General features: G+C 50.1%; 23 protein-coding genes, 1 pseudogene and 1 riboswitch. Of the genes and pseudogenes, 16 read left to right on the forward strand and 8 right to left on the reverse strand.

The genetic code is table 11. From position 1 onward, the window contains the following. Nucleotides 1-18: 18 nt before the first annotated feature. The 3 genes from EKM75_RS02455 to EKM75_RS02465 are packed head-to-tail and all read right to left on the reverse strand — an operon-like array spanning nt 19 to nt 3,136. Entirely contained in the window at nt 19-1,491 is a 1,473-nt protein-coding gene (locus EKM75_RS02455) for a zinc ribbon domain-containing protein (protein WP_125691798.1), read from the reverse strand. Nucleotides 1,492-1,508: 17 nt separating this feature from the next. Beyond that, nucleotides 1,509-1,949 carry a zinc ribbon domain-containing protein gene (locus EKM75_RS02460; RefSeq protein ID WP_125680905.1) on the reverse strand — a complete coding sequence of 147 codons (441 nt, stop codon included), beginning with the start codon at nt 1,947-1,949 and terminating at the stop codon, nt 1,509-1,511. A gap of 29 nt (nt 1,950-1,978) precedes the next feature. After that, nucleotides 1,979-3,136, reverse strand: a complete 1,158-nt coding sequence (locus EKM75_RS02465; protein ID WP_164508704.1) for a TcaA second domain-containing protein — start codon at nt 3,134-3,136, stop codon at nt 1,979-1,981. A gap of 316 nt (nt 3,137-3,452) precedes the next feature. Between EKM75_RS02465 and EKM75_RS02470 the strand changes: the two genes are divergently transcribed. The 4 genes from EKM75_RS02470 to EKM75_RS02485 all read left to right on the forward strand — a co-directional run bounded on the left by EKM75_RS02470 (nt 3,453) and on the right by EKM75_RS02485 (nt 8,748). Beyond that, nucleotides 3,453-4,118: a TetR/AcrR family transcriptional regulator gene (locus tag EKM75_RS02470; RefSeq protein WP_125691802.1), complete on the forward strand. Its 666-nt coding sequence runs from the start codon at nt 3,453-3,455 to the stop codon at nt 4,116-4,118. Next, entirely contained in the window at nt 4,105-5,901 is a 1,797-nt protein-coding gene (lepA, locus tag EKM75_RS02475; protein ID WP_125691804.1) for a translation elongation factor 4, read from the forward strand. The genes EKM75_RS02470 and lepA overlap by 14 nt, the downstream gene beginning before the upstream one ends. 291 nt (nt 5,902-6,192) lie before the next feature. Beyond that, nucleotides 6,193-7,407: a cupin domain-containing protein gene (locus EKM75_RS02480; protein WP_125691806.1), complete on the forward strand. Its 1,215-nt coding sequence runs from the start codon at nt 6,193-6,195 to the stop codon at nt 7,405-7,407. A gap of 12 nt (nt 7,408-7,419) precedes the next feature. Continuing rightward, nucleotides 7,420-8,748 carry a dihydrolipoyl dehydrogenase family protein gene (locus EKM75_RS02485; protein WP_164508705.1) on the forward strand — a complete coding sequence of 443 codons (1,329 nt, stop codon included), beginning with the start codon at nt 7,420-7,422 and terminating at the stop codon, nt 8,746-8,748. Between the two features lie 169 nt (nt 8,749-8,917). Here EKM75_RS02485 and EKM75_RS02490 read toward each other — a convergent pair whose 3' ends face one another. Both EKM75_RS02490 and EKM75_RS02495 read right to left on the reverse strand, forming a co-directional pair. Continuing rightward, a complete protein-coding gene (locus tag EKM75_RS02490; RefSeq protein WP_125691810.1) occupies nt 8,918-9,373 on the reverse strand; it encodes an NUDIX hydrolase in 456 nt (151 codons plus the stop codon). 142 nt (nt 9,374-9,515) lie between these two features. After that, nucleotides 9,516-10,052: a phenolic acid decarboxylase gene (locus tag EKM75_RS02495; RefSeq protein ID WP_125680917.1), complete on the reverse strand. Its 537-nt coding sequence runs from the start codon at nt 10,050-10,052 to the stop codon at nt 9,516-9,518. A 245-nt stretch (nt 10,053-10,297) separates the two neighbouring features. Here EKM75_RS02495 and EKM75_RS02500 point away from each other — a divergent pair, with 245 nt between their 5' ends. The 6 genes from EKM75_RS02500 to EKM75_RS02525 all read left to right on the forward strand — a co-directional run bounded on the left by EKM75_RS02500 (nt 10,298) and on the right by EKM75_RS02525 (nt 18,837). Beyond that, the gene (locus EKM75_RS02500) at nt 10,298-10,834 is read left to right on the forward strand and encodes a PadR family transcriptional regulator (protein WP_191988785.1); all 537 of its coding nucleotides are present in this window, start codon (nt 10,298-10,300) and stop codon (nt 10,832-10,834) included. A gap of 489 nt (nt 10,835-11,323) precedes the next feature. Next, nucleotides 11,324-12,145 carry a hypothetical protein gene (locus EKM75_RS02505; RefSeq protein WP_125691814.1) on the forward strand — a complete coding sequence of 274 codons (822 nt, stop codon included), beginning with the start codon at nt 11,324-11,326 and terminating at the stop codon, nt 12,143-12,145. A gap of 850 nt (nt 12,146-12,995) precedes the next feature. Then, the gene (locus EKM75_RS02510; RefSeq protein ID WP_125691816.1) at nt 12,996-14,375 is read left to right on the forward strand and encodes an MFS transporter; all 1,380 of its coding nucleotides are present in this window, start codon (nt 12,996-12,998) and stop codon (nt 14,373-14,375) included. Then, the gene (locus EKM75_RS02515) at nt 14,368-15,219 is read left to right on the forward strand and encodes an alpha/beta hydrolase (RefSeq protein WP_164508706.1); all 852 of its coding nucleotides are present in this window, start codon (nt 14,368-14,370) and stop codon (nt 15,217-15,219) included. Before EKM75_RS02510 ends, EKM75_RS02515 begins: the two co-directional genes overlap by 8 nt. Before the next feature lie 334 nt (nt 15,220-15,553). After that, complete coding sequence (locus tag EKM75_RS02520) at nt 15,554-16,606, forward strand: alpha/beta hydrolase fold domain-containing protein (RefSeq protein ID WP_125691820.1); 1,053 nt, start codon at nt 15,554-15,556, stop codon at nt 16,604-16,606. Between the two features lie 26 nt (nt 16,607-16,632). After that, nucleotides 16,633-18,837 carry a glycoside hydrolase family 65 protein gene (locus tag EKM75_RS02525; protein WP_125691822.1) on the forward strand — a complete coding sequence of 735 codons (2,205 nt, stop codon included), beginning with the start codon at nt 16,633-16,635 and terminating at the stop codon, nt 18,835-18,837. A gap of 698 nt (nt 18,838-19,535) precedes the next feature. Here the strand turns inward: EKM75_RS02525 and EKM75_RS02530 are convergent. After that, nucleotides 19,536-19,733 (reverse strand): hypothetical protein, encoded by a 198-nt coding sequence (locus tag EKM75_RS02530; RefSeq protein WP_125691824.1) that lies wholly within the window; start codon nt 19,731-19,733, stop codon nt 19,536-19,538. Between the two features lie 217 nt (nt 19,734-19,950). Here EKM75_RS02530 and EKM75_RS02535 point away from each other — a divergent pair, with 217 nt between their 5' ends. After that, a complete protein-coding gene (locus EKM75_RS02535; RefSeq protein ID WP_125691826.1) occupies nt 19,951-20,445 on the forward strand; it encodes a GNAT family N-acetyltransferase in 495 nt (164 codons plus the stop codon). Here the strand turns inward: EKM75_RS02535 and EKM75_RS02540 are convergent. Then, the gene (locus EKM75_RS02540; protein ID WP_125691828.1) at nt 20,442-20,756 is read right to left on the reverse strand and encodes a DMT family transporter; all 315 of its coding nucleotides are present in this window, start codon (nt 20,754-20,756) and stop codon (nt 20,442-20,444) included. The two genes, EKM75_RS02535 and EKM75_RS02540, sit on opposite strands and share 4 nt — an antisense overlap. A gap of 2 nt (nt 20,757-20,758) precedes the next feature. Continuing rightward, nucleotides 20,759-21,112, reverse strand: a complete 354-nt coding sequence (locus tag EKM75_RS02545) for a DMT family transporter (protein ID WP_125691830.1) — start codon at nt 21,110-21,112, stop codon at nt 20,759-20,761. A 123-nt stretch (nt 21,113-21,235) separates the two neighbouring features. Between EKM75_RS02545 and EKM75_RS12875 the strand changes: the two are divergent. The 5 genes and pseudogenes from EKM75_RS12875 to EKM75_RS02575 form a co-directional block, all read left to right on the forward strand. After that, nucleotides 21,236-21,665: pseudogene (locus EKM75_RS12875) on the forward strand (RNA-guided endonuclease InsQ/TnpB family protein); the annotation flags it as partial. Nucleotides 21,666-21,897: 232 nt separating this feature from the next. Beyond that, a riboswitch (guanidine-I (ykkC/yxkD leader) is annotated at nt 21,898-21,995 on the reverse strand. Nucleotides 21,996-22,316: 321 nt separating this feature from the next. Beyond that, nucleotides 22,317-23,192 carry a fructokinase ScrK gene (gene scrK, locus EKM75_RS02560; RefSeq protein WP_125691832.1) on the forward strand — a complete coding sequence of 292 codons (876 nt, stop codon included), beginning with the start codon at nt 22,317-22,319 and terminating at the stop codon, nt 23,190-23,192. Between the two features lie 18 nt (nt 23,193-23,210). Next, complete coding sequence (locus EKM75_RS02565; protein ID WP_125691834.1) at nt 23,211-24,212, forward strand: zinc-dependent alcohol dehydrogenase family protein; 1,002 nt, start codon at nt 23,211-23,213, stop codon at nt 24,210-24,212. 23 nt (nt 24,213-24,235) lie between these two features. Then, nucleotides 24,236-25,009 carry a fructose permease gene (locus EKM75_RS02570; protein ID WP_125691836.1) on the forward strand — a complete coding sequence of 258 codons (774 nt, stop codon included), beginning with the start codon at nt 24,236-24,238 and terminating at the stop codon, nt 25,007-25,009. A gap of 31 nt (nt 25,010-25,040) precedes the next feature. Then, nucleotides 25,041-25,433 carry a VOC family protein gene (locus tag EKM75_RS02575; protein WP_125691838.1) on the forward strand — a complete coding sequence of 131 codons (393 nt, stop codon included), beginning with the start codon at nt 25,041-25,043 and terminating at the stop codon, nt 25,431-25,433. Nucleotides 25,434-25,738: the final 305 nt, after the last annotated feature.

The following is a 25,738-nucleotide window of genomic DNA, read 5'->3' on the forward strand; positions in this document are numbered from 1 at the left end:
TGGCCTCCTGAATGAATGCTAGTCATCGTTATCGTGGTAGTCGCTGATCTTGGTTGCGGGTCCGATGGAGGAAATGACGTAGCCCAGATCAGAGCCATTAGAATCCTTAACGGTCGCAGTGTATTGCAAGACCTGAACGTGGGTGTAGTCGGCGTCCTCTAACCAGAAACCGTACTTCACGTTATATGTGACTAGGCTCGTGCCATTTGGACCAGGTTTAACGTCCTTAATGGTGGTGGTCATATCGGTAGAGTCGACGTCGGCATCGTTGGCGTACCCCTTGGCCATGGAGACTAACTCGGAGTAATCGGAGTTGCTACTGCCGTTAGTGAAGAAGTCAGCCAAATCGTCATCGTCCCCGTCAGTAGCATCGCTTAAATCACCTTCGTCGGTAATCCCGTCAACGGCTACGAATAAATTGCTAAAGAAGTCATCAGCGTCACTGTTAGAAATAACGTCAGGGTACTTCAAGTCGACACTGCCTTGATCATCACTGTCGCTCAGCTTGACCGTGTTGGTCGTTGCCTTACCGGCAGTCGAGGAGTATTGCGCGTAAACGGCCATGTCAGAGGTCCAAGGTTCATCCTTCAGACTGTAGGAACCGTTATTATCCGCGGTCCCGAGCTTCTTGCCGTTTAAGTAGATGGCAGAGCCGGGAACGGTGTTAAATGACAGGGAAATCGTCTTCAGCTCCAGATTGTAAGTCTTGCTGGTGGTGATGTGGTAGTCGCTACTGTTGGCCAGTTTGTGACCACCTACCGTACCAGAGGCTTCCAGGTGGTATTCACCGGGAACCATAGCGTCTAATTTCTTGGTATAGCCGTCAACACTAGCCGTGGCAATTTTCTTGCCATCCAGCTTGATGACGTTGCCAGAATGGTTGGTTTTGACGGTTGGGTAGACCGGACTCACGTTGATTTTGTAGCGGGGGAAAATCAGAAAATGATGGCCACTCTTTTCAAAGGTCATGGTGCCATCATCGCTGCGGCCGTTACTGTCCAAGGCCGACTTTAAATCACTCAGCGCTTGGCCGTGGTCGCTGTAATAACGGTTCACGGGTAGCAACGCCTGATTAGACAGCTTCAAATCAGAACTGGCGGTGGTGAAGTAAGGGGTCATATTCTTACCACTCTTAATGTGACTGATGGTCCGGTCTAACGTGGCCGAGCGGGAGTAGTGGGTGCCGCCCCAGATGAAGAAGCCGGCGACTGCTACGATGGCAACGGCAATGCCGCCCCATTTGAGTTTCTTTTTCTTGTCCCAGGGTTTGTGAGGCTTGCGTACTCGGGCAGGCTTAGCTGGTGCAGTAGTCTGCGTTGGTTGAACGGGTGTCGTCGGCTGGTCGACTGAAGCCTGACCAGTATTGAGGTTGTACCCACAGTTTTGGCAGAAGGTGTCCGTTGGCGCAACGGGCTGGCCACAGTTGGGACAGAAATGTGATTGGCCGCCGGGTTGATTATCTGCGGGAGCCATGAATGGTGTTAAATGCATGGGTTAAACCTCCAGAGTTAGTGTTGGGAATCGTGAACTAAAGCTTCACCATACAGGCAAAGTTGGCCGGGAGACATAGGTTCGGCCTGAATGGTGATGCGGGCAGCACCAGCGTAGCCCTTGGCTAAGAGTAGGGCGTAGAGGTGCTTCATCATGTCCTCCCAAGCGGCTTTAGCGCCAGCCCGGGGAGCAACGTCACTTTCGGCGAAAATCATGCCAACAGTCCGGTAACCCGTCGGAATTTCGGTGTCTTTAGTAATGATAAAGGTCTTGGTCTGAGCAACTTCGTCGGGCGTCAGTTCCAGGTCAAAGAGTGGGAACGATTGGTCAGCGGCGTGGGGAATCATGGCGTAGTCGTCAGCCGTGGTCAGCGTGGTCCCACACTTGAGGCAGAAGTTGGCGTCGGCACTATTTTGGTTGCCACAGTTGGAGCAAATACGGTAGTAAGTCTGTTTCATTGGGAGAATCTTCCTTTCGGGAGTGAGATTTAACGGTCAGTAACTTTGTCGAAGAGGCCAGTATCAGAGTTGTAAATGGCCAGGATGTCGTTTGCTTTATCGTAGCGGAACGTGTCCATGTGGTCACCGTCATCATCGTCGTAAACTTTAACCTGAATGACGTTGTCATGGGCTTGCGTGGTGGTGTAATCGTAGTCATCGATGTCGTCCATGTAGTCGGTGGCGTCGTAAATTTGATCAACGGCGTCTTGACCATCAGAGGATAGGTCGTCGTAGTCCGAGTATGTGCGACCGTTTCCTTGGTCATCACCATCTGAATCGTGGGTGTTGGTACCAGAGGTGTTGTCATCATTGGCTGTGGTCGTGGCACCAGTTGAATCGTCATTGGTATCGTTAGTGGTGTCCTTGGCAGTCTTGGCAGCCTTCACACTCAGGTTAACGTCCTTAGTCATATCACTGCTGGAAATCAGGTTGACCTTGACGCTCTTGTTGGATTGGCTACCAGAAAGCTTAAACGTATAGTGGCCAGGGAACAGTGGACCCGCCTTGTAGCTGTAGTGGTCATTCTTGGACGTGGCCAGGGCATCGCCGTTTGCTGTAATCGTGGCGTTGGCGACGTTGGTGGAAATGGTGGGATGCATGGTTGTGACCTTCAATTTGTAGACGGGGAAGAACAACATCGTATGGCCCGACTTGATCAAGGTAAACGTGTGATCAGCGGATTGCCCGTTCTTTTGCAGGTCCGTCCGCATGTTGGTAACGTAATCCTGATGGGTGCGCGCGTAGGTCAACAGAGGTTGCACGGTGTCACCCGTGATTTTCAGGTTAGGATTATCACTAACCAATAGTTTGGCGAGGTCGTTGCTTTGGTTATCACTGATCATATCGGTGATGTTCGCAATCTGCTTGTCCTTACCAGCCTGTTTGTTGTAGAACGAGGCCCCTAAAACGATAACGATAATGACCGCAATTCCAATGACAGCCCAGACACTGCGCTTGAACCACTTGGACTTCGGTTGCTTACCGGGTTTTGCGGTAGAATTCTTCCGCCGACGTCCCAACCGCTTCGCCTTGGTCTTTGGTTGTGCGGCAGCTTCGGTGGTTGTCTGGCGCAGGTCGTAGCCGCAATGCTCACAGAAAATGCTGTCAGCTGCGACTTCTTGATGACAATTAGGACATTTCTTCATAATTTCTCTCCTTAAAAAGTGGGTAGGTACGAAAAAAGGCTCTAGCCCCGCGTTCATGACAACCCTTCGCGTTAGCTGAAGCCGGTTCGAATAAATGACGTGATAATTATGTATGGTATTAAATGCACGAAAACTGAAAAAGTTGCGTATCGCACACGACCTAAATATTAAGTTTTTACCATATTGTTATTATACGCTAATGGAAGGTAAGTGGAATAACTATTTTCACAAATTAATTGACAAGTTGTGGACGAGAGGTTTACGATAACAAGATTGAAAATTGACTGATGGTCATTTTAGAAAGAAGGAATCTTTCGTGGTCAACGTTTTAAGCCGGGACCAAAAGTCCGCTAAGGCGCAACGGATTGCGGCCGCAGCCTGGCAATTGTTTTCTCAGTATAGTTTCAACGATATCTCGATGACCCAGCTGGCTGAAACGGCAGGGGTCGCCAAGGGAACGCTCTTTAATTACTATCAGACTAAGGAAAGCATCTTTATGACGGGACTACTGACCGGGTATCGGACGTATCTGGCGGATCTTACGCAAAGATTGGTGGCTCAGCCAGTGCACACGCCAGCGGAGCTTAAGGCGTGGCTACTTACCGAGACCCGGACGTTGATTACCGACCACAGTACGCTAGTTCGGCTGAACGCCTTGCGGGGCCCAGTATTAGAGGGCCACGCCGACCGACAACGTACGGAGCAGGACCGCCAAGCACTTTATACCGTAAATACCCAACTAGGGGCCGTCCTGGCACAGCAGGTTCCCGGTTTGTCGGTAGAAACTGCCGCTCATCTCTTTGTGATTCAGAGTGCCATCGTCAGTGGTCTCATGAATCTGGCCGGTCTCAATCAATTTGATCACCAGACTCTGTCGGCGGATTTTCCCGCTTTTCAAATCAATCTCGAAGCCGAGGCCTGCCGGGTCTTTGGCTATTACCTTGACGGCATCTTTCAGGAGGAAATTCATGGAACAATCTAACGTTCGTAATTTTGCTATCATTGCCCACATCGACCATGGTAAATCGACCCTGGCCGACCGCATCATGGAACAGACTCAGACCGTCAGTGACCGTGAAAGTAAGGCCCAGTTACTGGATGACCTGCAGGTTGAACAGGCTCACGGGGTGACCGTGAAGTCACGGACCGTGCGGAACTACTACCAGGCCGATGACGGTCAGGAGTATACGTACAACTTTATCGATACCCCAGGGCACGTCGATTTTACCTATGAAGTCTCCAAGAGCCTGGCTGCCAGTGACGGTGCACTGTTGCTGGTCGACGCCACTCAGGGCGTCCAGGCCCAAACGGTGGCCAACTTGCGTCTAGCTGAGGAAAACCACCTAACTGTGATTCCGGTGATCAATAAGATCGATGCAGCCGCGGCCGACGTTGACCGGACTGCCGAGCAGATTCGGGCGTTGTCACCAGACTTTGCCGACGGAGAAATGTTGAAAATATCCGCTAAGACAGGCCTCAACGTGCACGATGTCATGGAGGCCATTCATACGCGAATTCCAGCACCAGTGGGCGATGAGCAGCAGCCGCTAAAGGCGTTGGTCTTTGACTCCCAGTACGACGCCTTTAAGGGGATTATTGCCTACGTTCGGCTGGTCGATGGTGTGTTGAATGCCAACGATAAACTGACATTGATGGCAAATGAGCAGGCAGTCACCGCTAATGAAATTGGGATTTTTGCGCCGCAACGGGTGGCTACTAAAAGGCTACAGGCTGGCGATGTCGGGTACGTGGTGACTGGGCTGAAGGATCCGCAAGCTTTGCGCGTGGGGGACACGTTGACAACTAGCGCCAATCCCACTGCGACCGCCTTACCGGGGTATGAGCCATCACAATCCATGGTCTTCGCGGGATTCTATCCGCAAGGCGACCACTACCACGACTTACAACTAGCTGTGGAAAAGTTGGCCTTGAATGATACATCTTTTCACTACCGGCCAGAAAGTTCGGACGCCTTGGGAGCCGGGTTCCGCTGTGGGTTCTTAGGTATTTTCCACTTGCAGATCATTCGCGAGCGCCTGCACGATGAGTACGGGTTGGACGTCCTGACGACGGCACCTAACGTTACGTACCAGGTGCACTTGAAGAATACGGCGGACCCCGTGGTGGTGAATAATCCTATTAAATTCCCAGATTATTCGCAGATTGATTTCGTGGAGGAACCGTTGGCCACCGCGACCATTACAACTACTAGTGACAGTCTGAGCGACGTCATGAAATTAGCGACCCAACATCGCGGTGAGCTCCAGGATATGCGCAACCAGGGTGACCTGGTGGTCTTGGTCTATCAGCTGCCGTTCGCGGAAATCGCTTATGATTTTTTCAACGCGCTGAAGTCCGTGTCCCACGGGTACGCCACGTTGACGACGGCACTGGCGGGCTACGACATCGCTGACGTGGTCAAGATTGAAGTCCACGTCAACTACGCCAAAGTAGACGCCTTATCCTTTGTGGTTCACCGGGAGGATGCGCCCAAAGTGACCCAGGAATTGGTCCACAAGTTGAAGTTCGTGATTCCGCGTAAACTCTACCCCATGCCCGTTCAGGGAGTTGTGGAAGGGAAGGCGCTGTCTCGCGTAGACGTACCACCGTTGCGGAAGAACGCCGCGGTTAACGGAGAGAAGCGCAGCACTGCTAAGAAGCAAGCTCTGTTGCGGCGTCAAAGCGTGAACAAACGGCAGGCTGCCCACAGCGATATTGATTTGCCACAGGAAGTGTTTAATGCGGTTTTGGATTTAGAGAAGTAGACGTTAAACTAGTCAGACAATGATGAAAAATTCAAGTGGCTTTTTACTGGATAATTAAGTCTTGTTCTAAACATAAAAGAAGTCGCTGACCCACTTGGTCAGTGACTTTTTTAGGCAGAAATGTAACTCACGCTATTTGCAATTAGAGCGATGTCTTGCCTTAAAGCATCGGCATATCAACGCAAATAAATTAAAAATATAAAATCTACTATATAAAGTTTCTACATTAATTGATTAACGGCAGCAAATAGGCTATACTCGAGGCATCTTATAGGTAAAGGGGATTTTCAGATGACTGAAAAGAAAGAACCAATTCGAAATGCAGACCACACAGGTTGGATTGATGATGGCCCCCGGAACTACCAACGGGATCAGCAAAATCCCGATCTGTTAGTTCCACCCGCAACCGATCACGGTACTGTGGCAAACTTACGGTTTAGCTTTTCCGACGTACACATGCGATTGGAGGAAGGTGGCTGGACCCGTGAAGTTACTAATCGTGAGTTGCCCGCTTCCCACGACTTGGCTGGCGTGGATATGTGTTTGAAGCCCGGCGCGTACCGTGAAATGCATTGGCATCAACAGGCTGAATGGGCCATGATGTTGAAAGGAAATGCCCGTGTGACAGCCCTTAATGAAAAGGGCGAAAGCTTCATTGACGATATTGAAGCCGGTGACCTCTGGGATTTTGAGGCAGGAATTCCACACTCCATTCAAGCGTTAGATCAAGGGTGTGAATTTTTGCTCGTCTTTAGTGAACCAGACTTTTCCGAAAATAATACATTCTTATTGACTGACTGGTTAGCGCACACGCCTAAAGACATTATTGCGGCCAACTTTAAGGTTGATGAAGCGACGCTAAAGCCGTTACCAGATCATGAAAAATACATTTTTAATGGTAACGTCCCTGGACCTATCGATAGTGTGAAGAAGCCTGGAACCCCTATGCATACGCCATTAACGTTGCACATGAAAGATGTGCCAGCGAAGAAGTTTGAGGCGGGCAAGGTGTGGATCATTGATGAATCCGTCTTTCCAGCGGCCAAGACGATTTCTGCAGCAATTGTGGAGGTTGAACCAGGTGGCATGCGTGAATTACACTGGCATCCGAAGTCAGAGGAATGGGATTACTACATTCAGGGCCAAGCCAAGGTCGGCGTCTTTAATTCCAATACGTTAGCCCGTACGTTTAACTTTACGGCCGGGGATGTTGGCGTTATTCCCAAAGAAGCGGGTCATTACATTCAAAACATTGGCGATGAACCGCTGATTTTCATTGAATTGTTCAAGAACCCCGTTTATTCAGACGTTTCACTCAACAAGTGGCTGGCCATTTCACCATCACAAATGGTTGCCGACCACTTGAATCTGCCCGTTTCAACGGTTGAAAACTTTCCAACGGAAGAAGCAGCGGTCGTCTGGTATCGCGACGCTACAACACCGACGCAATCAGTGGCACCAAGTTCACCTGAGAAGAGCAGTGCCAGCGACGTTTTTAGTGAATAGAAGTGAATGCAGATGAATAGGTTTGATGTGATTGTGATTGGCGGTGGCGTTGGTGGCGCCGGCATCGCAGTAAAGGCCGCTTCACACGGACAATCCGTGGCCATCATTGAGCAACGTGATTGGGGTGGGGCAACCGTGACACGTGGCAGTACGCCCAAGAAGGTTCTGCTAGCTGGAACTGAAGCCCATCAGCAATTTCGTCAGCAAAATGGGGAAGCGGTCCCTCCAGTTAATTGGCAGCGGTTGGCGGCCCACCGGGATGCGGTGGTGAGTCAAACGCAGGAACGTTTCAAAACACGCTTTCAGACGGCGGGTATCCGGACGTTTGAAGGCCACGCGCAGTTCGTAAATGATCGCCAAATTCAGGTCAACGGTCAGTTGCTGACAGGGACGCACATTGTTCTGGCGACAGGCGCACGACCACGGGAACTTACCATTCCCGGCAGCCAATGGATTCAGCATTCAGGTAGTTTCTTTCGCTGTCACCAATTACCACAGCGACTCACCATTCTAGGAGCTGGCGTGATTGCTTTTGCGATTGCTGGCATCGCCAGTGAGGCGGGTGCTCAGGTAACATTGCTTCAACGAAACCACGTGGCTTTACGTGGGTATGATTCGGATTTTGTTGCTGAACTGCTGGCCAACTTGGCCCGGCAGAACGTCCGAGTTGTTTTTGACGATGGTTTGGCGGAGTTGACTCGTGAGTCGACAGGTATTCAAGTCCTGACGAAACAAGGCCTGCGTTGGCAAACGGATGCCGTTTACAGCGCATTGGGCCGCGTTCCTAACGTTGAAGATTTAAACCTACCAGCTGCTAACGTGATTACTACCACGCATGGCATTCAGGTGAATACGTACCTGCAGACGAATAATCCTCGCGTCTATGCTGTCGGGGATTGCGCGGCGACGGCGACGCCTAATCTGGCCAATTACGCCATTTATCAGGGAAAATATTTGGGCGACCTATTCACGGCTGCGCAGGCGTTCCCAATTACCTATCCGATGATGGCGAGTGCGGTTTTCAGCGCGCCCAGGTTGGCCCAGGTGGGGTGTTCAACGACTATCGCTCAGCAATCGCCCGCAACCTACGCGGTGGTTCGCCAGGATTTGAGCCAATGGCTGACCTACCAGCGTGATTACGACGAGTCGGCCCAGCTAAAATTAGTGGTTCACCGACAAAGTGGGCAGGTCGTTGGCGCAGAGGTAATCAGTCAGCAGGCAGATGTGTTGATCAATTATTTAGCCTTACTGATCCAACAAAAAATTACGCCTGAGCAACTGCATGACACGTTCTTTGCGTATCCGTCGGCCGCGGCTGATTTATACGGTATTTGGACGTAGACGTCGGTGCTGTCCGGCTCGACCGGACTTCCCCCAAGCGCTGATGATATAGTTGATGCAATTAGGTATAAACGACAACTGAGTAAGGTTAGAGATAGGAAGAGCGCCTGGGATTTATCATCCACAGGCGCTCTTTTTGATTTAGGATTGTTGTTTGACCTTAGAGTGATTAGTCCCCAAAGTAAGCCTGAACCGCTGCCAACATATCAGTGGTCTGTTGATTCAACAGGGGTGGTAGGTCATTTAGCGGGAAGTATTTCAGGTCGAGGGTTTCATCGGTGGCTGTTTCTAGCGTGTGGCCGCCAACTGGTTTGACTAGGTACAGTTGAGAAATGACCTGGGTGACGTCACCGTTGGGGTATTTGGTGAATCCTTGATCGAAGATCCCCAGCGATTTGACGAGTTCGACGTCGAGACCGGCGTCTTCCTTGTACTCCCGGACCATAGCTTGGTCGAACGTCTCACCGTATTCGAGGTAGCCACCTGGAAGACTCCAGTTGTGCGTGTCGGTCCGTAGGTTAAGCAGAACCTCATGCTGGTCGTTGGTGACGACCCCAGCTGCAGCGTTAAGAATCAACGGCTTATGGCCGACTAATTCGCGAATTTCTTTAATGTAATTTGCCAATCGTATCAAACCTACTTTCTACGTGAAGGTATCTTTAGTATACCGCTAAATGGTAAGCAAAGTTGGCCCGACAATGGTAGTAACGCTTCAAAAAGGACGATCCACGTGTCGCTGTTTAGCGAACGTGAATCGTCCTTTGTCATTACTTGTTTAACCGGTGATAGTTCTCGTCAAAGTATTTCCCGGCACGAATGTCGTCGGGCAGACTTGGATAAGGGGCTTCACTGATGACGTCTTCGTTATTTTGGCCAGCATCACCCATGTAAGTGATCTTAGCAAATTCAGGAACGACCAGTTTAGGGTAAGTATCGTACTTTTCCCGAGCGGCTTCCATCACGTCGATGTGTTCGTTTTGGTAGGTGACCGTGATTTCAGGGTGGTCTTGAACCCACTTAGGGAAGAAGATGGTCCCATTTAACTTGCCTTCGTTGGGCACGAAGTCCAAAGCGACGTCTGTTCCGGTTGGTTCGGTCCAGGCGATCTTGTAGATGCCAGGAACCAGCATCACAATGTTGGCCTCCTGGTCAGTGACCCAGCGGCCGGCGACCATGCCACCGTGAATGCGGTAATCAACGGTGTGGTCGTTCTTCGCGTACCATTCGTATTCCCAGCCATTATCGTAGGTGTAAATGAAGTGCGTCCCTAAAAAGTCATCCAGGGTTTTAAATTCTTTTGCCATAAGTCGGGTGCTCCTTTTAATTTCAGATTGGATTAGGCTCTATTCTGCCGGATTAAAACATGTAATTAATTACATGTTTTAATTTACTTGATTACTATAAATCGTTTGGCTAGCAGTGTCAACAATTTTGTCAGCCGTGTGGGTTCAGTTACTGATGATTTAAGCGATTGACGCTTGATGTTTACGCGGGGAACTGGTTCAATGAAGACACAAGTAATTTCACGAAAGTAAGGGGGATGGCAGCCATCGGCCAGCGTAATCGACTACAGTACATTATTTTGGGTCTATTGAACCAACGCCCCCAGACGGGCTATGACCTGACCAAGGCGTTTGAAAATGAAATCGGTGAGTTTTGGCAGGCCAAGCATAGCCAAATCTACCCCATGCTAAAGCGACTCGAAGCGGCAGGAGAGATTACCCATGAGGATACGGTGACTGGCGAAAAGCTGGCGAAAAAGCAATACTCACTGACGCCAGCGGGCCACGAGAAGTTGGTCGCCTGGGTCACGGAACCGTCGCCCGAGTTGACAGCCATTAAGGATGAATTCATTCTGAAGTTGTACTTTATCAAGACAGTTGATGATCCGCGGCTACAGCCAATGTTGCAGGAACAGGCGGCACTGCATCGCGCCCAACTAGCCCATCTGCGTCAGCGACAGACCACGGTGTTTCCAGATCAAGGGGCAATTGACCAGGCGTACGGGCATTATCTGATTTTAGACCATGCCATTGAACGTGAGGAGCACTACGTTGACTGGTTGGAGAAATACTTAGCCCACTAGGTTGATTATTAGCTAAAGGTTGAAAGTTCAAAAATCGTTATCAAGCCAAGAATCGTCAGGCGTTATAGACTTGAAATTAGTCCCACGCAGCCACCTTCGGTTAAACGAGTTCCTGGAAACTAAACTAGCTTTAGTGTCTGAATGTCAGTACTTACTCAATATTATTGGTGCTCCACCGGGTAGCCAAATTTGGCGAACGGTAAAGGCGGTAATTTCCCACTATGTCTGACTAAACCCCAGTACCCAATCCTTGCTGTATCAGGAATAGTGGGTATTGCAGTGCTTTCAACCTTTAGTAAGATAGTCTGGAGGTTGCCGATAGTTTTGTAATCATTAATAGGTGGTTTTAATAATAGCTAGTTTCGAGAGGGCTGGAATAATAATTCTAGTCCGTTTTTATAACCAATAATTCTTAGCTGAAATACAGGGCGGCAGGCAGATACTTTTAAGGTCAATACTGTATACTGGCTATGAATAGGAGGAGATTACATGCAAAAATGGGGAAAATGGTGGCTCGCCGCTTTGCTGGGGTTAGCCGCAATCGGCGCTAGCGGGGTCACGGCCCACGCGGCGACTAGCCAATACTTAACCGGGAATACGGGTTACGTGCGGACTAGAAAGGCCATGTACGTGGGTATTTATCAGAAGAAAAATGGCAAGTATCACCAGGTCAAGGTGAAGAAAAATACATTGCTGAACGCTGAGGGTACCATGTCAACGGGGGCGGCCAGCGGTGACGTGAAGACGACGGCCCTGTTCACCTATGGTGTGGTGAACTATGCGCGGGCTAATCAGCTGAAGTATAAGGAACGGGCCACGATTCCGTTTACCAAGGCAAATTTCAAACGGGTCAGCTTGAAGGCACCTATTCGCACGCAAATCTTTAAGGTTGGAAAAGGATACACTGCCAATAGTGACAACACCAATGCTGCACCCACGCCCGGCTTTTTCCTGACGCTGGATAACTACTTGCAGTACTATAGTAAGGCCCAGATGGCTAAAGATTCCGGACTCATGAGCCAACGCTGGGCGGTCACGAGTCAAAACTACAAGCCGACGCGTTCTGTGAAAGCGTCGAAGGTCACCGTGAAGGGCAACACGACTACGGTTGACTACGCTAAGGCATTGAAGGGACTGCCTAACAAAAAGGTCGGCAAGCACCATTACCGCCTGACGATTACAAATAAGAAGACGACTGGCAACTTGGGGATGCTGCCAATGGACGATGTTTTTGATCTGTACGGTACTTGGACCAACTACACCGTCAATGGTAAGCCCTACTTCTTTGGCGAGTTAGAATACGGTGACTAGGGGATTCACTCGCAAGTGCTGGCAGACGTTATTTATTGCCGGTAATCAGAAAATAAATGGGTTCAAGATTCCAAAATTTGAGAAGTTTTAAAATGCTACTGTAACTGCCATCGAGGCTGTTGCAGTAGCTTTTTTAAGCCCGTTTAAGTGAATAAGTCAAATTTAGCAGCATTCTCAACGAATTTTGAACTTTCACCAGTATTAGGGTGACAAATCTCTGGCGAATTTCGTTAGTAAAAGTATCAGGACGCTTCCTCGACCGACTGGTTAGAAATGACAGTTACTTTTAATACTCAGGTAATGATTAATAGTAAACGGTTGAGAGTCACCAACATTGATAATTAGAAATAACTGATGCTGAAATAGTCGACTAACGTAGCCGAAGGTTGCCAGGGTGGGTACCGGCTGTGTCGACGGTGTTGACGGGCGTTCTGTGGCCGTCTACAGCGTGGGGCGGGCATGGAGATTCGGTGGGCTGCCGAAGCTTCAAGCCGAGCTGGAGGACCGGTTCTCAGGCCGGAAGCGTCCCCCACAGCGGGTGCCCACCCTGGCGGCCGCAGGCGGCCATTCATTACAGCCATTTATCACAGCCCAACAAAAAGTTAGGTTGGGTAACTAATGAAGGGCCTAAACACTGGTCTGGCAGATAAAATCGATTATGATAGAGTCGACGGCAAAGGTTAACTTGACGGTTGTTAAGCAATAATCTTGTCAGTTGTTGGTAGGTTAGAAAAGGTAAGTGGGTAGTTAGATATGTGGATTATCAAGTTACCCAGTTTTAGGTATGCTGTACCTGTAAGCGGTTACAAGAATGTGTGCAATTATTTAAACTTTGGGGGAGGTTTTTATCATGAGTAAGCTTCAGTTGTGGAAACAGCGTTTCTTCTACGGATCAACTGACTTGGCCGGAAACTTGATTTGGCAAATCGTTGGCCTGTACCTGTTGTTCTACTACACGACGGTCATGGGAATTTCACCAGCCTTCGTGGGAACGTTGTTCTTAGTCGTTCGATTCATTGATGCCTTTGATGGTGTGGTCTATGGATTTTTAATCGACCACACGCATTCCAAGTATGGGAAGTCACGGCCATACTTCCTATGGTTCGGGATTCCATTAGGGATCTTGACCATGGCCCTGTTCTTTAATCCATCATTTGGTGGTAACAAGACGTTCCAATTAGTTTGGATCTCCGTTGTGTACACGCTGTTCAGCTTGGTCTACTCCGGTGCTAACACGCCAATTACGGCCATTCTACCTAGCCTGACGAAGGACCCTGACGAACGGACGAACTTAGCAAGTGCCCGGATGGTCATGACCAACATTGGGACCGCCGTTATTGGCGCAATTTCACTGCCAATGGTGGCCTTCCTGGGTGGTAAGAACGCCGAACGTGGTTGGTCGATCTGGGGTGTCATCATTGGGGCATTAATCATCGTGCTCTTCTTAGGTGCCTTCGCTAACCTGCGTGAACAGGAAACGGAAGAAACACCAGATGGTCCAGAAATTAAGAGCCATCTGTCGGTTAAGGAATCGCTGAAGGGGGCCGCGAAGAACAAGCCGTGGGTCATCTTAAGTGTCAGTTTTATCCTGCTACAAACGTTCTGGGTAATGCGGTTACAGGTAGCCGTTTACTACTTGACCTACGTTTACAAGCGGACAGACTTAGTCGGCCTGTTCAACGGATTGGTTATCTGCGCGGTCATCGGGAACATTTCAATTCCATTCCTCAGCAAGTTTATGAAACACAAGAGTGTGATGGTACTGGCAATGCTGACGTTCGCTGTGGGTGAAGCTATGATGGCTTTCAACAGCGTCCCACTGTTATTCGCTGGTAACGTGATTTCCTTGATTGCTATGGGGGCAGCGTTCTCCATTGCCTTCGTTATGATTGCCGACACGGTTGAATACTCACGGTCAGAACTGCACATCGATGAACCCGGTATCTTGTCCTCCGTTCCAATGGTTGGGGCAAAGCTAGGAATGGGCTTCGGTGGCGCGTTAGCCGGTTGGATTCTGGCTTGGGGTGGCTTTGATGCCGCTGCGAAGGTCCAGAGTGCCCATGCTCAGACGGCTATTGGAACCGCGTTTATCTGGTTACCTGTTATCTTCGCCGTTCTGATTGCGGTGATTCTCAAAGCCTACAAGCTAGATGAAGACGAAGTGGCATCTGCGAAGGCAGCCAAGGACTCCGCCGACAAAGCTGCGCAAGCAAAACTACAGAATGATTAAGCATAAATTTGTTTGCGGCGAACCGGACTTTCCGGTCACCGTGACGTTCACCCAACCGGCCGCCATTGCTGACTTTCACGTTCAGCCGCGGCGGCCGTTGGTGATTCTATTGCCGGGTGGTGGCTATCGATTTTACTCGGATAGAGAAAATGAAATAGTGGCGCTTCAATACTTGGCACAAGGGTTCGCCGTAGCGGTCGTCCAATATCGGTTAGTGACAAATCCACCGGTGTTACCGACAGCGTTGATTCAACTGGGAATGGTCGTCGCCGAATTTCATCGGCACGCGGCCGTCTACGGTATCAGTCCGGATCACATCCTGGTGGCCGGCTTTTCGGCTGGTGGGCACCTAGCAGCTTTGTATGCAGACCTCTGGCCGTTGCTCAGTTGGGATTGCCACGTGGCAACGTCGAATCTAAAAATAGCGGCACTGGCCTTGGCGTACCCGGTGATTGGGTTGCGGTTAGGCTGGCCGACTGATGAGGCGACTAGAGTTGCCATTACAGCTAAGTGGCCCGCTCACGAGGCGGACCAACTGGTGACACCACAGAATCCACCGACGTTCATTTGGACAACGGCAGACGATGAAACGGTGCCGGCAGACAACACGGAACGCTATACGGCGGCACTTCAACGAAATGGCGTCCCAGTCACCAGCAAACTATATCCTCACGGCCCCCACGGACTGAGTCTAGCCCGGGCGGTCACGGCGTTTCCCAGAAAGTCCGCTTCAACGGGGGAGCAGTTCATTCGGCCGGACGTAGCGGAATGGTTTACCAACGAAATGGCCTGGTTAGATCACCTCTGGCACCTGAATGAGTTTTGGTTGAACCAGGGTGGATGAATGATTTACTCGGGAATCTTGGGTAGGAGCGTTATCTCAGGTTGAATTTGGGATAATTGTTCGGGTCAGTTAACACTCTAACAATGAAAACGGATTAGCTTGGTCATGACTGATAACGGTGCTGACCGTTAGCCGTGAGGTCGGTAAATATGGGCTCAGCCGTGGAACTGCCTTAGCACGGCGGGGTTTCCGTGGTAAGGCAGAGCCGATCTTCAAGACCGCACTTTGGCTTGAAGTCGCGTTCACAGCGTTCCAGCCCATATTTACCGACCGGTAAGGCGCCAACTTAAACAATCATAAAGAGCGAGTACCAATGAAGAGAGGGGTAATCAAGATGTTGAATGATACGACAACCAAGCAGTCCTTGGGGTACAACGAAGAGTTGAAACGACTGCGAAGCATCAAGCCGACTAGCAAAGTGGATGGCGTCACCAGTTGGATCAAGGAACGCGACCCCATCCACACTTTTGAACCACTGGTCTGGGAGACCGTGGCGGGGATTGATGAGAATCCACAATTGCCGACCGATTTATTCAGTCTACGGCAAGGGACCGAGACGAGCGGCCAACGTGATTTGACTAGCGTGGAAATGAAGGTTGAAATGCAACAAATCGTGTCCATGAACCGGCGGGTCCGCGTCGTGCGAATTGCCCGGATGGACCATTTGACCGCGGATAAGGCCTTGATTTACTTCCACGGTGGCGCCTATTACGGTGGGACACCGGAAGACGTCCTGTTGGCGCTGAAGTTTGTGGCGGAGCAGGCTAACTGCGTGGTGTACAACGTAGACTACGCGTTGGCACCCGAACAACCTTATCCGGCCGGTATTCTGGATGGTTTGGCAGTGGTAGCGGCCATGGTCAAATCCTACCGGCACATCTGTGTGGGGGGCGACTCCGCCGGCGGTTCGATTGCTTTAGCAGTCAGCCAGCTGTGTAAATCAATGGGTATTTGCACGATTGAAAGTCACCTATTGTTCTACCCAACCGTCATTCAAGGCTCTGATTTGAACGGCTCCCTGTGGGACGACCACAGTATTGACGTGGTTCCCGAGCAGCGAGACGCGCTGCATCGCAGCTATCAGTTATTTGAACAGCTCGACACCATTATGAGTGGTTATTACGTGGCGGATCAGCCGGTTGATTTGACGGCGCCGCTACTCTCACCACTCCTGGCTGACCCAGCAACTTTTAAGAACGTCACGTTGCTGGTCGGCGAGTACGATCCGTTCCGACTACAAGATGAGGTCTTCGTCCAGCAGGCCGGTCAGGCTAACGGGGACGCCCACTACTTCAGATACGGCGGTATTAGCCACGCTTTCTTAAACTTTACCGGAAATGTGCCGGCAGTGGAGGACGCACTGGCTATGGGGGCCAAATTGATTTAAAATAGCAGCGAAACGGGGGGATTATTGTGACTTTACGCGATTATCATTTGACGTTACACGACGTGGCCGACCATCAACCGGAGTATTTGGAAACCATCTTTTCACTGGCCAATGGCCACTTCGGGGTTCGCGCCAACGACCCAATCAGCGGCAATCCCATCACTGGGACGCTGATCAACGGTTTCTACGAGACATCGCCAATTACCTACGGTGAAGCGGGAATTGGCTACGCCCAACAACATCAAACTATTCTAAATCTGTCGGATTTACGGCACATTCACGTGACGACCGACAGCGGCCACCGGTTCACCAGTAGTGAGCGGACGGTGGTCGACCTGGACTTGACGACCGGGGAATTGACTGAGCAATTTGTTTTACAAACGCAACAGGGTGAGACCATCACCATGGGCATGAAGTCCGTGATTGGGCAACGCCAAACTAATTTTTGGGCGGCCAGCTACAGCTTTACCGCTGGTAACTATACCGGCGGGCTGCTGGTCAGCAAGTCGATTGCCGTACCCGCTGAGGCGGAATCGATTCCGTCAGTTGACCCCCGGAAGACTCGGATGGCGGGGCTTCCCATCTGTGAAACGCAGTTTGTCTCGCGGGGACTCCAACGCTATCACGTGAAGACCCGGCGTACTAAGCAAGCCGTGACCATTTACTTGGGGATGCTCGATAAAACGGCCAGTCTCTTGCAGCAGCCGGTCGACCTGAGTGATGGCGCGGCGCATAAGCTAGAGTACGAGGTTTACGTCGGTGAAATTGGCGAGCAGAACACAATTGATCCCGCCGCACCATTTCTGGCGAACACGGTCTCAGCCTTGCAGGACGATAGCCGCCAATTTTGGCAGGACGTCTGGCACCGCAGTGAGGTCACCGTGGGGGGCAACGAGGAGTTGAACCTCGCTATCCATTACAACATTTTCCAGCTGAATCAAGCGGCTGGTCGGGATGGGCGGACGAACATTGCCGCGAAGGGCCTTAGTGGGTCCGGTTACGAGGGCCACTACTTCTGGGATACGGAAATGTACATGTTACCGTACTTCATTTACACCAATCAACAGATGGCACGGCAACTCTTGCTGTACCGCTACCAAACGCTACCCAAGGCGCGGCAACGGGCGCGGGCTTTAGGTGTTGGTCAGGGGGCACTTTTTGCCTGGCGGACCATCAACGGTGAGGAGGCCTCGGCCTATTTCCCAGCCGGGACCGCACAATATCACATTGACGCCGACGTGGCTTACGCTGTGGGTAAGTACTATGAAATCACCCGCGACATCGACTTCATTGAGCAGTGTGGCTTTGAAATGGTCTTGGAAACGGCCAACTTCTGGGAAGCTTTTGGTGGCTGGCACCAGGTGGGCACTGAGAACCGGTTTGAGTTTCACACAGTCACGGGACCCGATGAGTATACGGCTCTGGTCAACAATAATTACTACACGAATCGATTGGCTAAGCACAATTTTGAATTAGTGATCTACTTAGCCAAGGAGATATTAAAAGAAGATCCCCACGGGTTAGAGAAATACGGCATCGGTCAGGGTGACTTAGACGTCTTTGAAAACCTGGCGGAACACGTTTATCTGCCGTACAGTGATGATTTGCAGATCAACGAGCAGGATGACAGCTTTTTGAGCAAGCCCCGCTGGCCGGTGGACCGGTCAACGCCGGAGAACTTCCCGTTATTGCTGCACTACCACCCATTGACGATTTATCGCTACCAGATTGCGAAGCAGGCCGATACGTTATTGGCGGACTACCTCTTCCCAGAGGACTTGTCGCCGGAACAGTTGAAGCGCGAATACCGGTACTATGAAGGCGTCACGACCCACGATTCGTCGCTGTCCCGGTCGATCTTCAGTATCTTAGCAGCCCGGATGGGTGATCCAGAAAAGGCCTACGGGTACTTCATGGATACGGCACAAATGGACTTGGTCAACCTGCAAAAGAATACGGCGGACGGCCTTCATTTGGCCAACTTGGGTGGGAGTTGGCTAGCACTGGTTGCTGGCTTCTCTGGCTTCTACGTGCAAGACGAGGTCGTGCATTTTAATAATCACCTACCAAAGGAAATCACTAAGCTGACGTACCGGATGAAGATTGCGGCTAGTGTCTTAGAGATTGAACTCACGGCTAACGACACCAACGTCACAGTCATCAGCGGCCCAATTCCGACCTACGGCGTGAGCGTGGATGGTGAACTGATTTCTTTGGTGAAGGTGGGCTGAGTTAAATCACAATCGATGACGAGGCTGACAGGTAGTTGCAGAGACGGCTGTCGCGGCGGAATTATCGAATAGTCTATCAGCCATAAAAATGGCCCCTAACCGTGGTAAAAACCTTGGTTAGGGGCCATTTTAGTGGCTGAATCTAAAAGCTAAAGACGTTGAAACATCCGCTATGCCTAATACAGTGGAAAATTACTACCTTGCCGTTCGCCAAATTTGGACTGGAACGCGGTAGGAAGGACGGGACAAGCCAAAAGGCGGTCTTGTCCCTCGCTTGAAGCCGCGGAGCACGTCTTCAAGTCGCCATTTTCAAGAAAATCACTTGAAAATCCCACGGCTTAGTCCAAATTTGACTCACTCTCGGCTACCTAGTGGAGCATCAATAATACTGAGTAAGTTTTGTCATTCAGGCATCTAAGCTAACTTAGTTTCCAAGCACCCGTTTAACCGGAGGTGGTCAGAGATGGAGCCAGCTGTGTCGACGGTGTTAGCCGATTTTCGGCTTACAGCGTGGGACGTGTTTGGAGACTGGTGGCTTTCCAGGCTTCAAACTGAGCCGAAGGACCGCTTCTCAGGCCGCAGGCGTTCCCCACAGCAGGCGGAATCTCTGACCGCCGCAGGTGGCTGGACAAGACTAATTTTAAGTCTATAACGCCAGACTATTCTTGGTTTGATAACGTTTTTTGAACTTTCAACCTTTAAACAAACAGTTTAGTAAGCAGCGTAATCGTTAGTAAAATCATGGTCGCCACCTGAATGACCTGGGTGGTTAGGTAGTTGGCAACGTGTTGCCGCCAAAGCTTACGACCGAACCAAAAATAGGTGATCAACATCAGCCAAAGATAGTAACCGAAGGCCAATTGTAAAAAGGTGGTGGTTGTTAGACTCGTGACCATCAGTAAGATGGCAACGAGACAGTAGAAGTCATAGATAATGAAGATGGTTTTTGCGTTCTTGATAAGTGTCCCTCCTTAAATGTTCCCCTGAGACCCATCCAATTATAGCAGATACGCATTTGGCTGGGATCTAAATTGATAGCGGTAGTGTTTGGCCGCTAAACGACTAGATATCAGGTATACTGAGGGCATGAATATTTGACGGAGGTTGATTAAGATGACAGTCACAATTACGAACGCACAAGCTACCGACCTGATGCAAATCATGGCAATTGAGAATGCCGGATTCTCAGCTGCTGAGGCGGCTAGTAAGGCCAGCATGGCCGAACGGATTCAGCAGATTCCGGATACCTTTTTGGTTGCCAAACAAGGCGTTGACGTACTGGGCTACGTGGTGGGGCCAGCGTTTGACCGCCGTTACCTGACCGATGACCTCTTTGCCAAGTCGACACCCAATGCGACTGGGGCACCGTACCAAACGGTGTTGAGTCTGGCAGTTAGCCTGCAACATCAGGGTGAAGGCGTTGGGGGGCAACTTCTGACGGCACTGGCCAAGGTTGCCCGGCAGGAAAATCGCCAAGCCGTCACACTGACCTGTTTGAAGCGCTTAGTACCCTTCTATGAGGCCAATGGATTCGTGAACGAAGGGGTCTCTGCCTCGGGCCATGCGGGTGAGACCTGGTACAACCTGGTTTTACCGTTGACGGACTAGCTGATTAGCTTCAGTCCCATCGTAGCGCCCAGAATTACCGTCACCCAAAGTAACTTCCGCCAATCCTGGGATTCGTGGAAGAAGAGCATCCCGGTGATAACCCCACCGGCGGCACCGATGCCCGTCCAAACGGCGTAGGCGGTCCCCATTGGTAGGGTATTCAAGGCGAAATCCAGGCCGCCAAAGCTAAAGGTGAAGGCCAGAATCATCAGTTCCCACAGCCACCATTTGCGAGCGTGAAGGGCCCAATTCATGAACGTGACGCCTAACATTTCGCAAAGTCCGGCGACAATTAAGAATAGCCAAGCCATGATTATTTTCCTCCTTGAGTTGTGGTGAACTGGAGGCCACCGATACCGATGACCAGCAATCCGACCAATGCTAATTTACTGAAACTGACGGGTTCACCGAAGGCCAACACACCCACGGCGGTCGTTCCCAGCGTTCCAAGGCCAACGTAGACCGCGTAGGCGGTTACGGCGGGGATGACCTGACTGGCACGAATCAACAAGTAGAAGCTGAGAAGTACTGCGAGGCCAGTTGGTCCCCATTCCCAAGGGGTGGTCGCGTGTTTGAAGACCACGACCCAGCTGACCTCAAAGATGGCGCCTAAGCCGACGAGTAACCACTGTTTAATATAAATTAGGCAGAATTCCCTTGCTTTCAATCAAGGGATGAATGCCAATATGCCTTTCGTTGATCAGCGAAAGGCATATATTATCTTCATGAATATTATTGTAAGACGCTTTGCTATGGATACGGTATACTCATATGGTACGCTTGTTACCAAGCAAAGAATTATCAAAGACAACGGTTATTAGTGGCCAAATTACAACTTAAAGTTGCCAATCAACGTAAGAACTTTTTACACCACGTCTCTACGACCTTGATCAAAAACCACGATTTAGTCGTAGCTGAAGAACTGCGGAGTAAAAAATATGTTGCGGAACCACGCTTTGGCAATGAGCATCTTAGACGTTGGTTAGCGAACACTATTGAACATGCTGTCCTACAAAGCTGTTTTGTATGGCCGGAAGTTTTTGACGGTCAATCCCCAAAAGACAACGCAAACTTGTAGCCATTGTGAGCACATCAAGGCCGGTAATGACAAGCTGGCGTTGGCTGACCGTGAGTGGACGTGTCCTAGTTGTGGGACGCTCCATGTCCGTGATAATAATGCAGCTAAGAATATTCTAGCTAAGGGTTTAGCAACTTTGTAAGGAGCGAGTCCGTCTGGCAACCTGCGGACCTAAAAGGCCTTGGTAATTAGCGGATAAGTCCTATTTATAGGCTAGCGCTGTATCTAAGCAAATTGTGGTCACCATGCCAAAGGGTGTGGTTCTCACGAGCGTCCGTTTTTAAACGGGCGTGGTTGACACATAAATACCGTTCCTCCTTAATCCTCACGACCAAATAAAAAGCCTGAGAAATATTGCCGAATAAAACGACAATATCTCCCAGGCTTTTTCCTTTCCGTGGCCGTAGCCGCGGCTACGGGTTCTCTCTCGGACCAGACCCATGGTAGTGGCGGAACCCTAGAGAACTTTTTTCAGTTGTGAGTCAGTAGCGCTAGCTTAGCACATTTAAAAATAGGGGGCAAGCTGGACGTGAAAATGCGTGTAAGAAACCGGAACAGCAACGTTTTTACCCATATAAGTGACAAATTTCACGAAAAATACAATCGATTGTATTTCCGTCCTGATAGGATTTTTGCGGATTTTCTGAAAATTTTTGTGCGAATCTACCCCTTAAAAACGCCAACTGCGATGCTATACTGAAAACGATTTAAAAATGACTGTACCGGTCATTCATAGCTTTGAAAAAAGGTGCCGCGGGTCACGGCCCCCGGCGTAAATATGGAGGTAGCAATTATGCAACTCGGAAGTATTGAAGCTGGGGGAACTAAATTTGTTTGTGCAGTTGGTAACGAAGATTACCGTGTACAGGACAAGGTGCGGATCCCAACGACCACCCCAGAAGAAACGTTAAGCAAAACCATCGACTACTTTAAGCAATTCCCAGAAATCAAGGCGATTGCCATTTCATCATTTGGTCCCATTGAACTGCGGCACAACTCGCCCAAGTACGGTTATATCACGGACACGCCTAAAAAGGGCTGGTCCAACACCGACTTTATTGGGCGGCTCAAGCAGGACTTGGACGTCCCAATGTACTGGACGTCCGACGTCAACGGCTCAGCCTATGGTGAATACGTTATGTCGACGTTGTTTAACGAAAACATCAACTCACTGGTCTACTTTACGATTGGGACTGGCGTTGGTGCTGGGGCGATTATCAACGGTAACTTTGTGGGGAGCTTAGGCCATCCCGAAATGGGTCACGTTCGCTTGAAGCGGCATCCTGATGATTTAGACTTTCCCGGGATCTGTCCGTTTCATGGGGACTGTCTAGAGGGTTTGGTCAGTGGGCCAACGTTCAACGCGCGGCTGGGGAAACCCGGTAAGGACGTGCCGCTTACCGATCACGTATGGGATATTTTAGCCTACTACGTGGCGCAAGCAGCCCTGCAAGAAACGTTGATGTTGCGGCCTGACAAGATCATCTTTGGTGGCGGTGTCGTCAGTGAAGACTTCTTGGTCAAGGTCCGGGCCGAATTCGACAAGCTATTGAACGGCTACGTCAGCGTTGGCAAATTGGAAGACTACATCGTCATGCCAACGGTTAAAGACAACGGTTCAGCCACGCTAGGTGACTTTGCCTTAGCACTCAATGAGTATAACAAGTGAGAGAGGGAGAACTAGATTATGAAAGCCTTAGTATTAACTGGAACCAAGCAAATGGAGATTCAAGACCTCGCCAAGCCAGAAGTTAAAGCGAATGAAGTGTTAGTTAACACCGCCTATGCTGGAATTTGTGGAACCGACCGCGCATTGTACGCGGGCCTTCCTGGTTCAGCCGATGCTGTGCCACCAATCGTTTTGGGTCATGAAAACTCTGGTATCGTGGCTGCCATTGGTAGCAACGTGACCAACGTGAAGGTTGGCGACCGGGTAACGGTTGACCCTAACATCTACTGTGGTCAATGTGAATACTGCCGGACCGACCGTCCAGAACTGTGTGACAACTTATCTGCCGTTGGGGTTACCCGTGATGGTGGTTTGGAAGAATCCTTTACGGCGCCTTCCTCCGTTGTTTACCCAATTCCTGACAGTGTTTCCTTAAAGGCTGCCGCAACGACTGAACCCATTTCTTGCGCGGTTCACGGGGTTAAATTACTTGACTTGACGCCTTATCAAAAGGCCTTGGTCATCGGTGATGGTTTCATGGGGCAATTATTTGTGCAATTATTACAGGCTTACGGTGTTCACCAAGTGGACTTTGCCGGCATCAACGACAAGAAGTTAGCCTTCAACAAGGAAAAATTTGGGGTTACGAACACCTTCAACACCAAGCATGATAGCTTACCAGCCGACTACGACGTTGTGATCGAAGCCGTTGGGTTGCCACAAACGCAGGAACAAGCCGTTGAAGCAACTAAGAAGGGTGCCCAAGTCCTGATGTTTGGTGTAGGGAAGCCTAACCAGACGTTCTCCATGAACACCTACGAAGTTTACCAAAAGCAATTGAAGATCCAAGGGGCTTTCATCAACCCATACGCTTTCGAAGATGCCATTGCTTTGCTGGCTAGCGGTCAATTGGACGTGGAATCCTTGATCAGCCACGAAGTTAGTTTGGAACAGGTTGAAGACGTATTGAATGGTAAGGTTGCCGGCGTCAGCAAGGCTGTCGTCAAGGTTGCCGACTAGTCACGTAAAGGTAAGGGATAATCATGAAAGCTGAAGCAGTGAGTGATTTGAATGAGAGGGCGTCAGGCGTGGAATTAACTGGTCAACGAACCATTTCAATGTCCAAGGCAATTGCATACTTTGCCCTGTCGCTGGTCATCAACTCAGCCGGAAACGTGCTGACGTTGGTCACAAGCGCTAAGATTCATCCGTCCTTCTTGGGGGCGGCGTATTGGTCAGCCGCGGAGGCCAACCTGGGGACGGCCTTCCACTGGAATTTGTTCTGGGCGTTCCTGATCATGGGGTTCTTGACCGCAGTCTTAAACGCGGTCCTGATTCACCATTGGGATTGGAAACGAATCGCTGGGAATATGATCTTTATGGTACCGTTCTCCGCGTTGATCCAAGTCTTTGAAGACTTCTTTGATGGTAAGTATCCGGCATTGTTTGCGGGACTACCAGATGCACACAGTACTGGGATGGTCATCTTCTACATCGCCCTGAATTTCTTGGGGGTGGCCTTCATTGCGGTCGCCATTTCCATCTATCAACGGGTCAACTTGGTCTTACATCCAGCTGACGACCTGATGCAGATTCTCCGGTTCCGGTACTTTAAGGGACAGGCTGCTAAGGCGATGTGGGCTTCGTACATTCCACCAACCATTATGGCCATCATTGCGATCATCATTACCCGTCAATTCACCAACTTCGGTCTGGGGACCGTCTTTGCCTTCCTGGCACAGGGTGGAATCACTGGGGTTGCTGACCGGGTCATCTTCCCTAAGCTGAAACACCAGGCTGTGGATGTTGGTAAATAACGACTGAAAAAAGAAAGAGGCGTCTCTTAACATGGCAATTAATGACTTTATTACTGGGATTCAACACGTTGGCATTCCTTCCGCCGATTTGGACAAGACCATTGCATTTTACAAGTCCTTAGGCTTTGAACAGGCCGGGTTATTTCCTAACGGGGATAATCGTTGTGCCTTCATGCGGTTCGGCAATTTGACGATTGAAACGTGGGAAGGCGATCCAACCAATCCAACGGCTGGTGCCATCAACCACATTTCATTGAACACAACTGACGTCGATCGGGCCTTCGCTGCTGCTAAGGAGCAGGGCTTGGATCTAGTCAATGATGAGATTCAATCGATTCCATCCTTCTGGGACAAGGGCATTCGGTTCTTTAACATTTTAGGACCCAATCACGAAACGATTGAATTCTGTCAGATTCTCAAATAAGTCGCTTAGTGGTAACACAATTCTGGGGGGAATCACGTTACCATTAACCCTTCAAGTGAAACGTTCAGCGGGAAAATTTCACAGGGACTGGCCCAGCGCTGTCAGCAAAGGGCTAGCTTGATTCCTATGTGAATAACCAGCAAAAAAGTTGTGGCTACGGCCGCAACTTTTTTTTCGTCAATTTTACTATGCTTAAACGTGCAATCTCAACGTTACTTATCCTCGATAGACAACCAATCTAAAGGTTGAAAGTACTGAAACACCCACTATGCTTGATACAACAAGGATTGGGTGTTGGGGCTTAG

This window comes from Levilactobacillus tongjiangensis, assembly GCF_003946345.1.
In the GTDB taxonomy this organism is placed as follows: domain Bacteria; phylum Bacillota; class Bacilli; order Lactobacillales; family Lactobacillaceae; genus Levilactobacillus; species Levilactobacillus tongjiangensis.

Excerpts from the sequence above, each read along its gene's own strand:
- EKM75_RS02455 (WP_125691798.1), bottom strand. The coding sequence starts at position 1,491 with ATGCATTTAACACCATTCATGGCTCCCGCAGATAATCAACCCGGCGGC.
- EKM75_RS02460 (WP_125680905.1), bottom strand. The coding sequence starts at position 1,949 with ATGAAACAGACTTACTACCGTATTTGCTCCAACTGTGGCAACCAAAAT.
- EKM75_RS02465 (WP_164508704.1), bottom strand. The coding sequence starts at position 3,136 with ATGAAGAAATGTCCTAATTGTCATCAAGAAGTCGCAGCTGACAGCATT.
- lepA (WP_125691804.1), top strand. The coding sequence starts at position 4,105 with ATGGAACAATCTAACGTTCGTAATTTTGCTATCATTGCCCACATCGAC.
- EKM75_RS02480 (WP_125691806.1), top strand. The coding sequence starts at position 6,193 with ATGACTGAAAAGAAAGAACCAATTCGAAATGCAGACCACACAGGTTGG.
- EKM75_RS02485 (WP_164508705.1), top strand. The coding sequence starts at position 7,420 with ATGAATAGGTTTGATGTGATTGTGATTGGCGGTGGCGTTGGTGGCGCC.
- EKM75_RS02495 (WP_125680917.1), bottom strand. The coding sequence starts at position 10,052 with ATGGCAAAAGAATTTAAAACCCTGGATGACTTTTTAGGGACGCACTTC.
- EKM75_RS02505 (WP_125691814.1), top strand. The coding sequence starts at position 11,324 with ATGCAAAAATGGGGAAAATGGTGGCTCGCCGCTTTGCTGGGGTTAGCC.
- EKM75_RS02510 (WP_125691816.1), top strand. The coding sequence starts at position 12,996 with ATGAGTAAGCTTCAGTTGTGGAAACAGCGTTTCTTCTACGGATCAACT.
- EKM75_RS02515 (WP_164508706.1), top strand. The coding sequence starts at position 14,368 with ATGATTAAGCATAAATTTGTTTGCGGCGAACCGGACTTTCCGGTCACC.
- EKM75_RS02520 (WP_125691820.1), top strand. The coding sequence starts at position 15,554 with ATGTTGAATGATACGACAACCAAGCAGTCCTTGGGGTACAACGAAGAG.
- EKM75_RS02530 (WP_125691824.1), bottom strand. The coding sequence starts at position 19,733 with ATGGTCACGAGTCTAACAACCACCACCTTTTTACAATTGGCCTTCGGT.
- EKM75_RS02535 (WP_125691826.1), top strand. The coding sequence starts at position 19,951 with ATGACAGTCACAATTACGAACGCACAAGCTACCGACCTGATGCAAATC.
- EKM75_RS02540 (WP_125691828.1), bottom strand. The coding sequence starts at position 20,756 with ATGGCTTGGCTATTCTTAATTGTCGCCGGACTTTGCGAAATGTTAGGC.
- scrK (WP_125691832.1), top strand. The coding sequence starts at position 22,317 with ATGCAACTCGGAAGTATTGAAGCTGGGGGAACTAAATTTGTTTGTGCA.
- EKM75_RS02565 (WP_125691834.1), top strand. The coding sequence starts at position 23,211 with ATGAAAGCCTTAGTATTAACTGGAACCAAGCAAATGGAGATTCAAGAC.
- EKM75_RS02570 (WP_125691836.1), top strand. The coding sequence starts at position 24,236 with ATGAAAGCTGAAGCAGTGAGTGATTTGAATGAGAGGGCGTCAGGCGTG.
- EKM75_RS02575 (WP_125691838.1), top strand. The coding sequence starts at position 25,041 with ATGGCAATTAATGACTTTATTACTGGGATTCAACACGTTGGCATTCCT.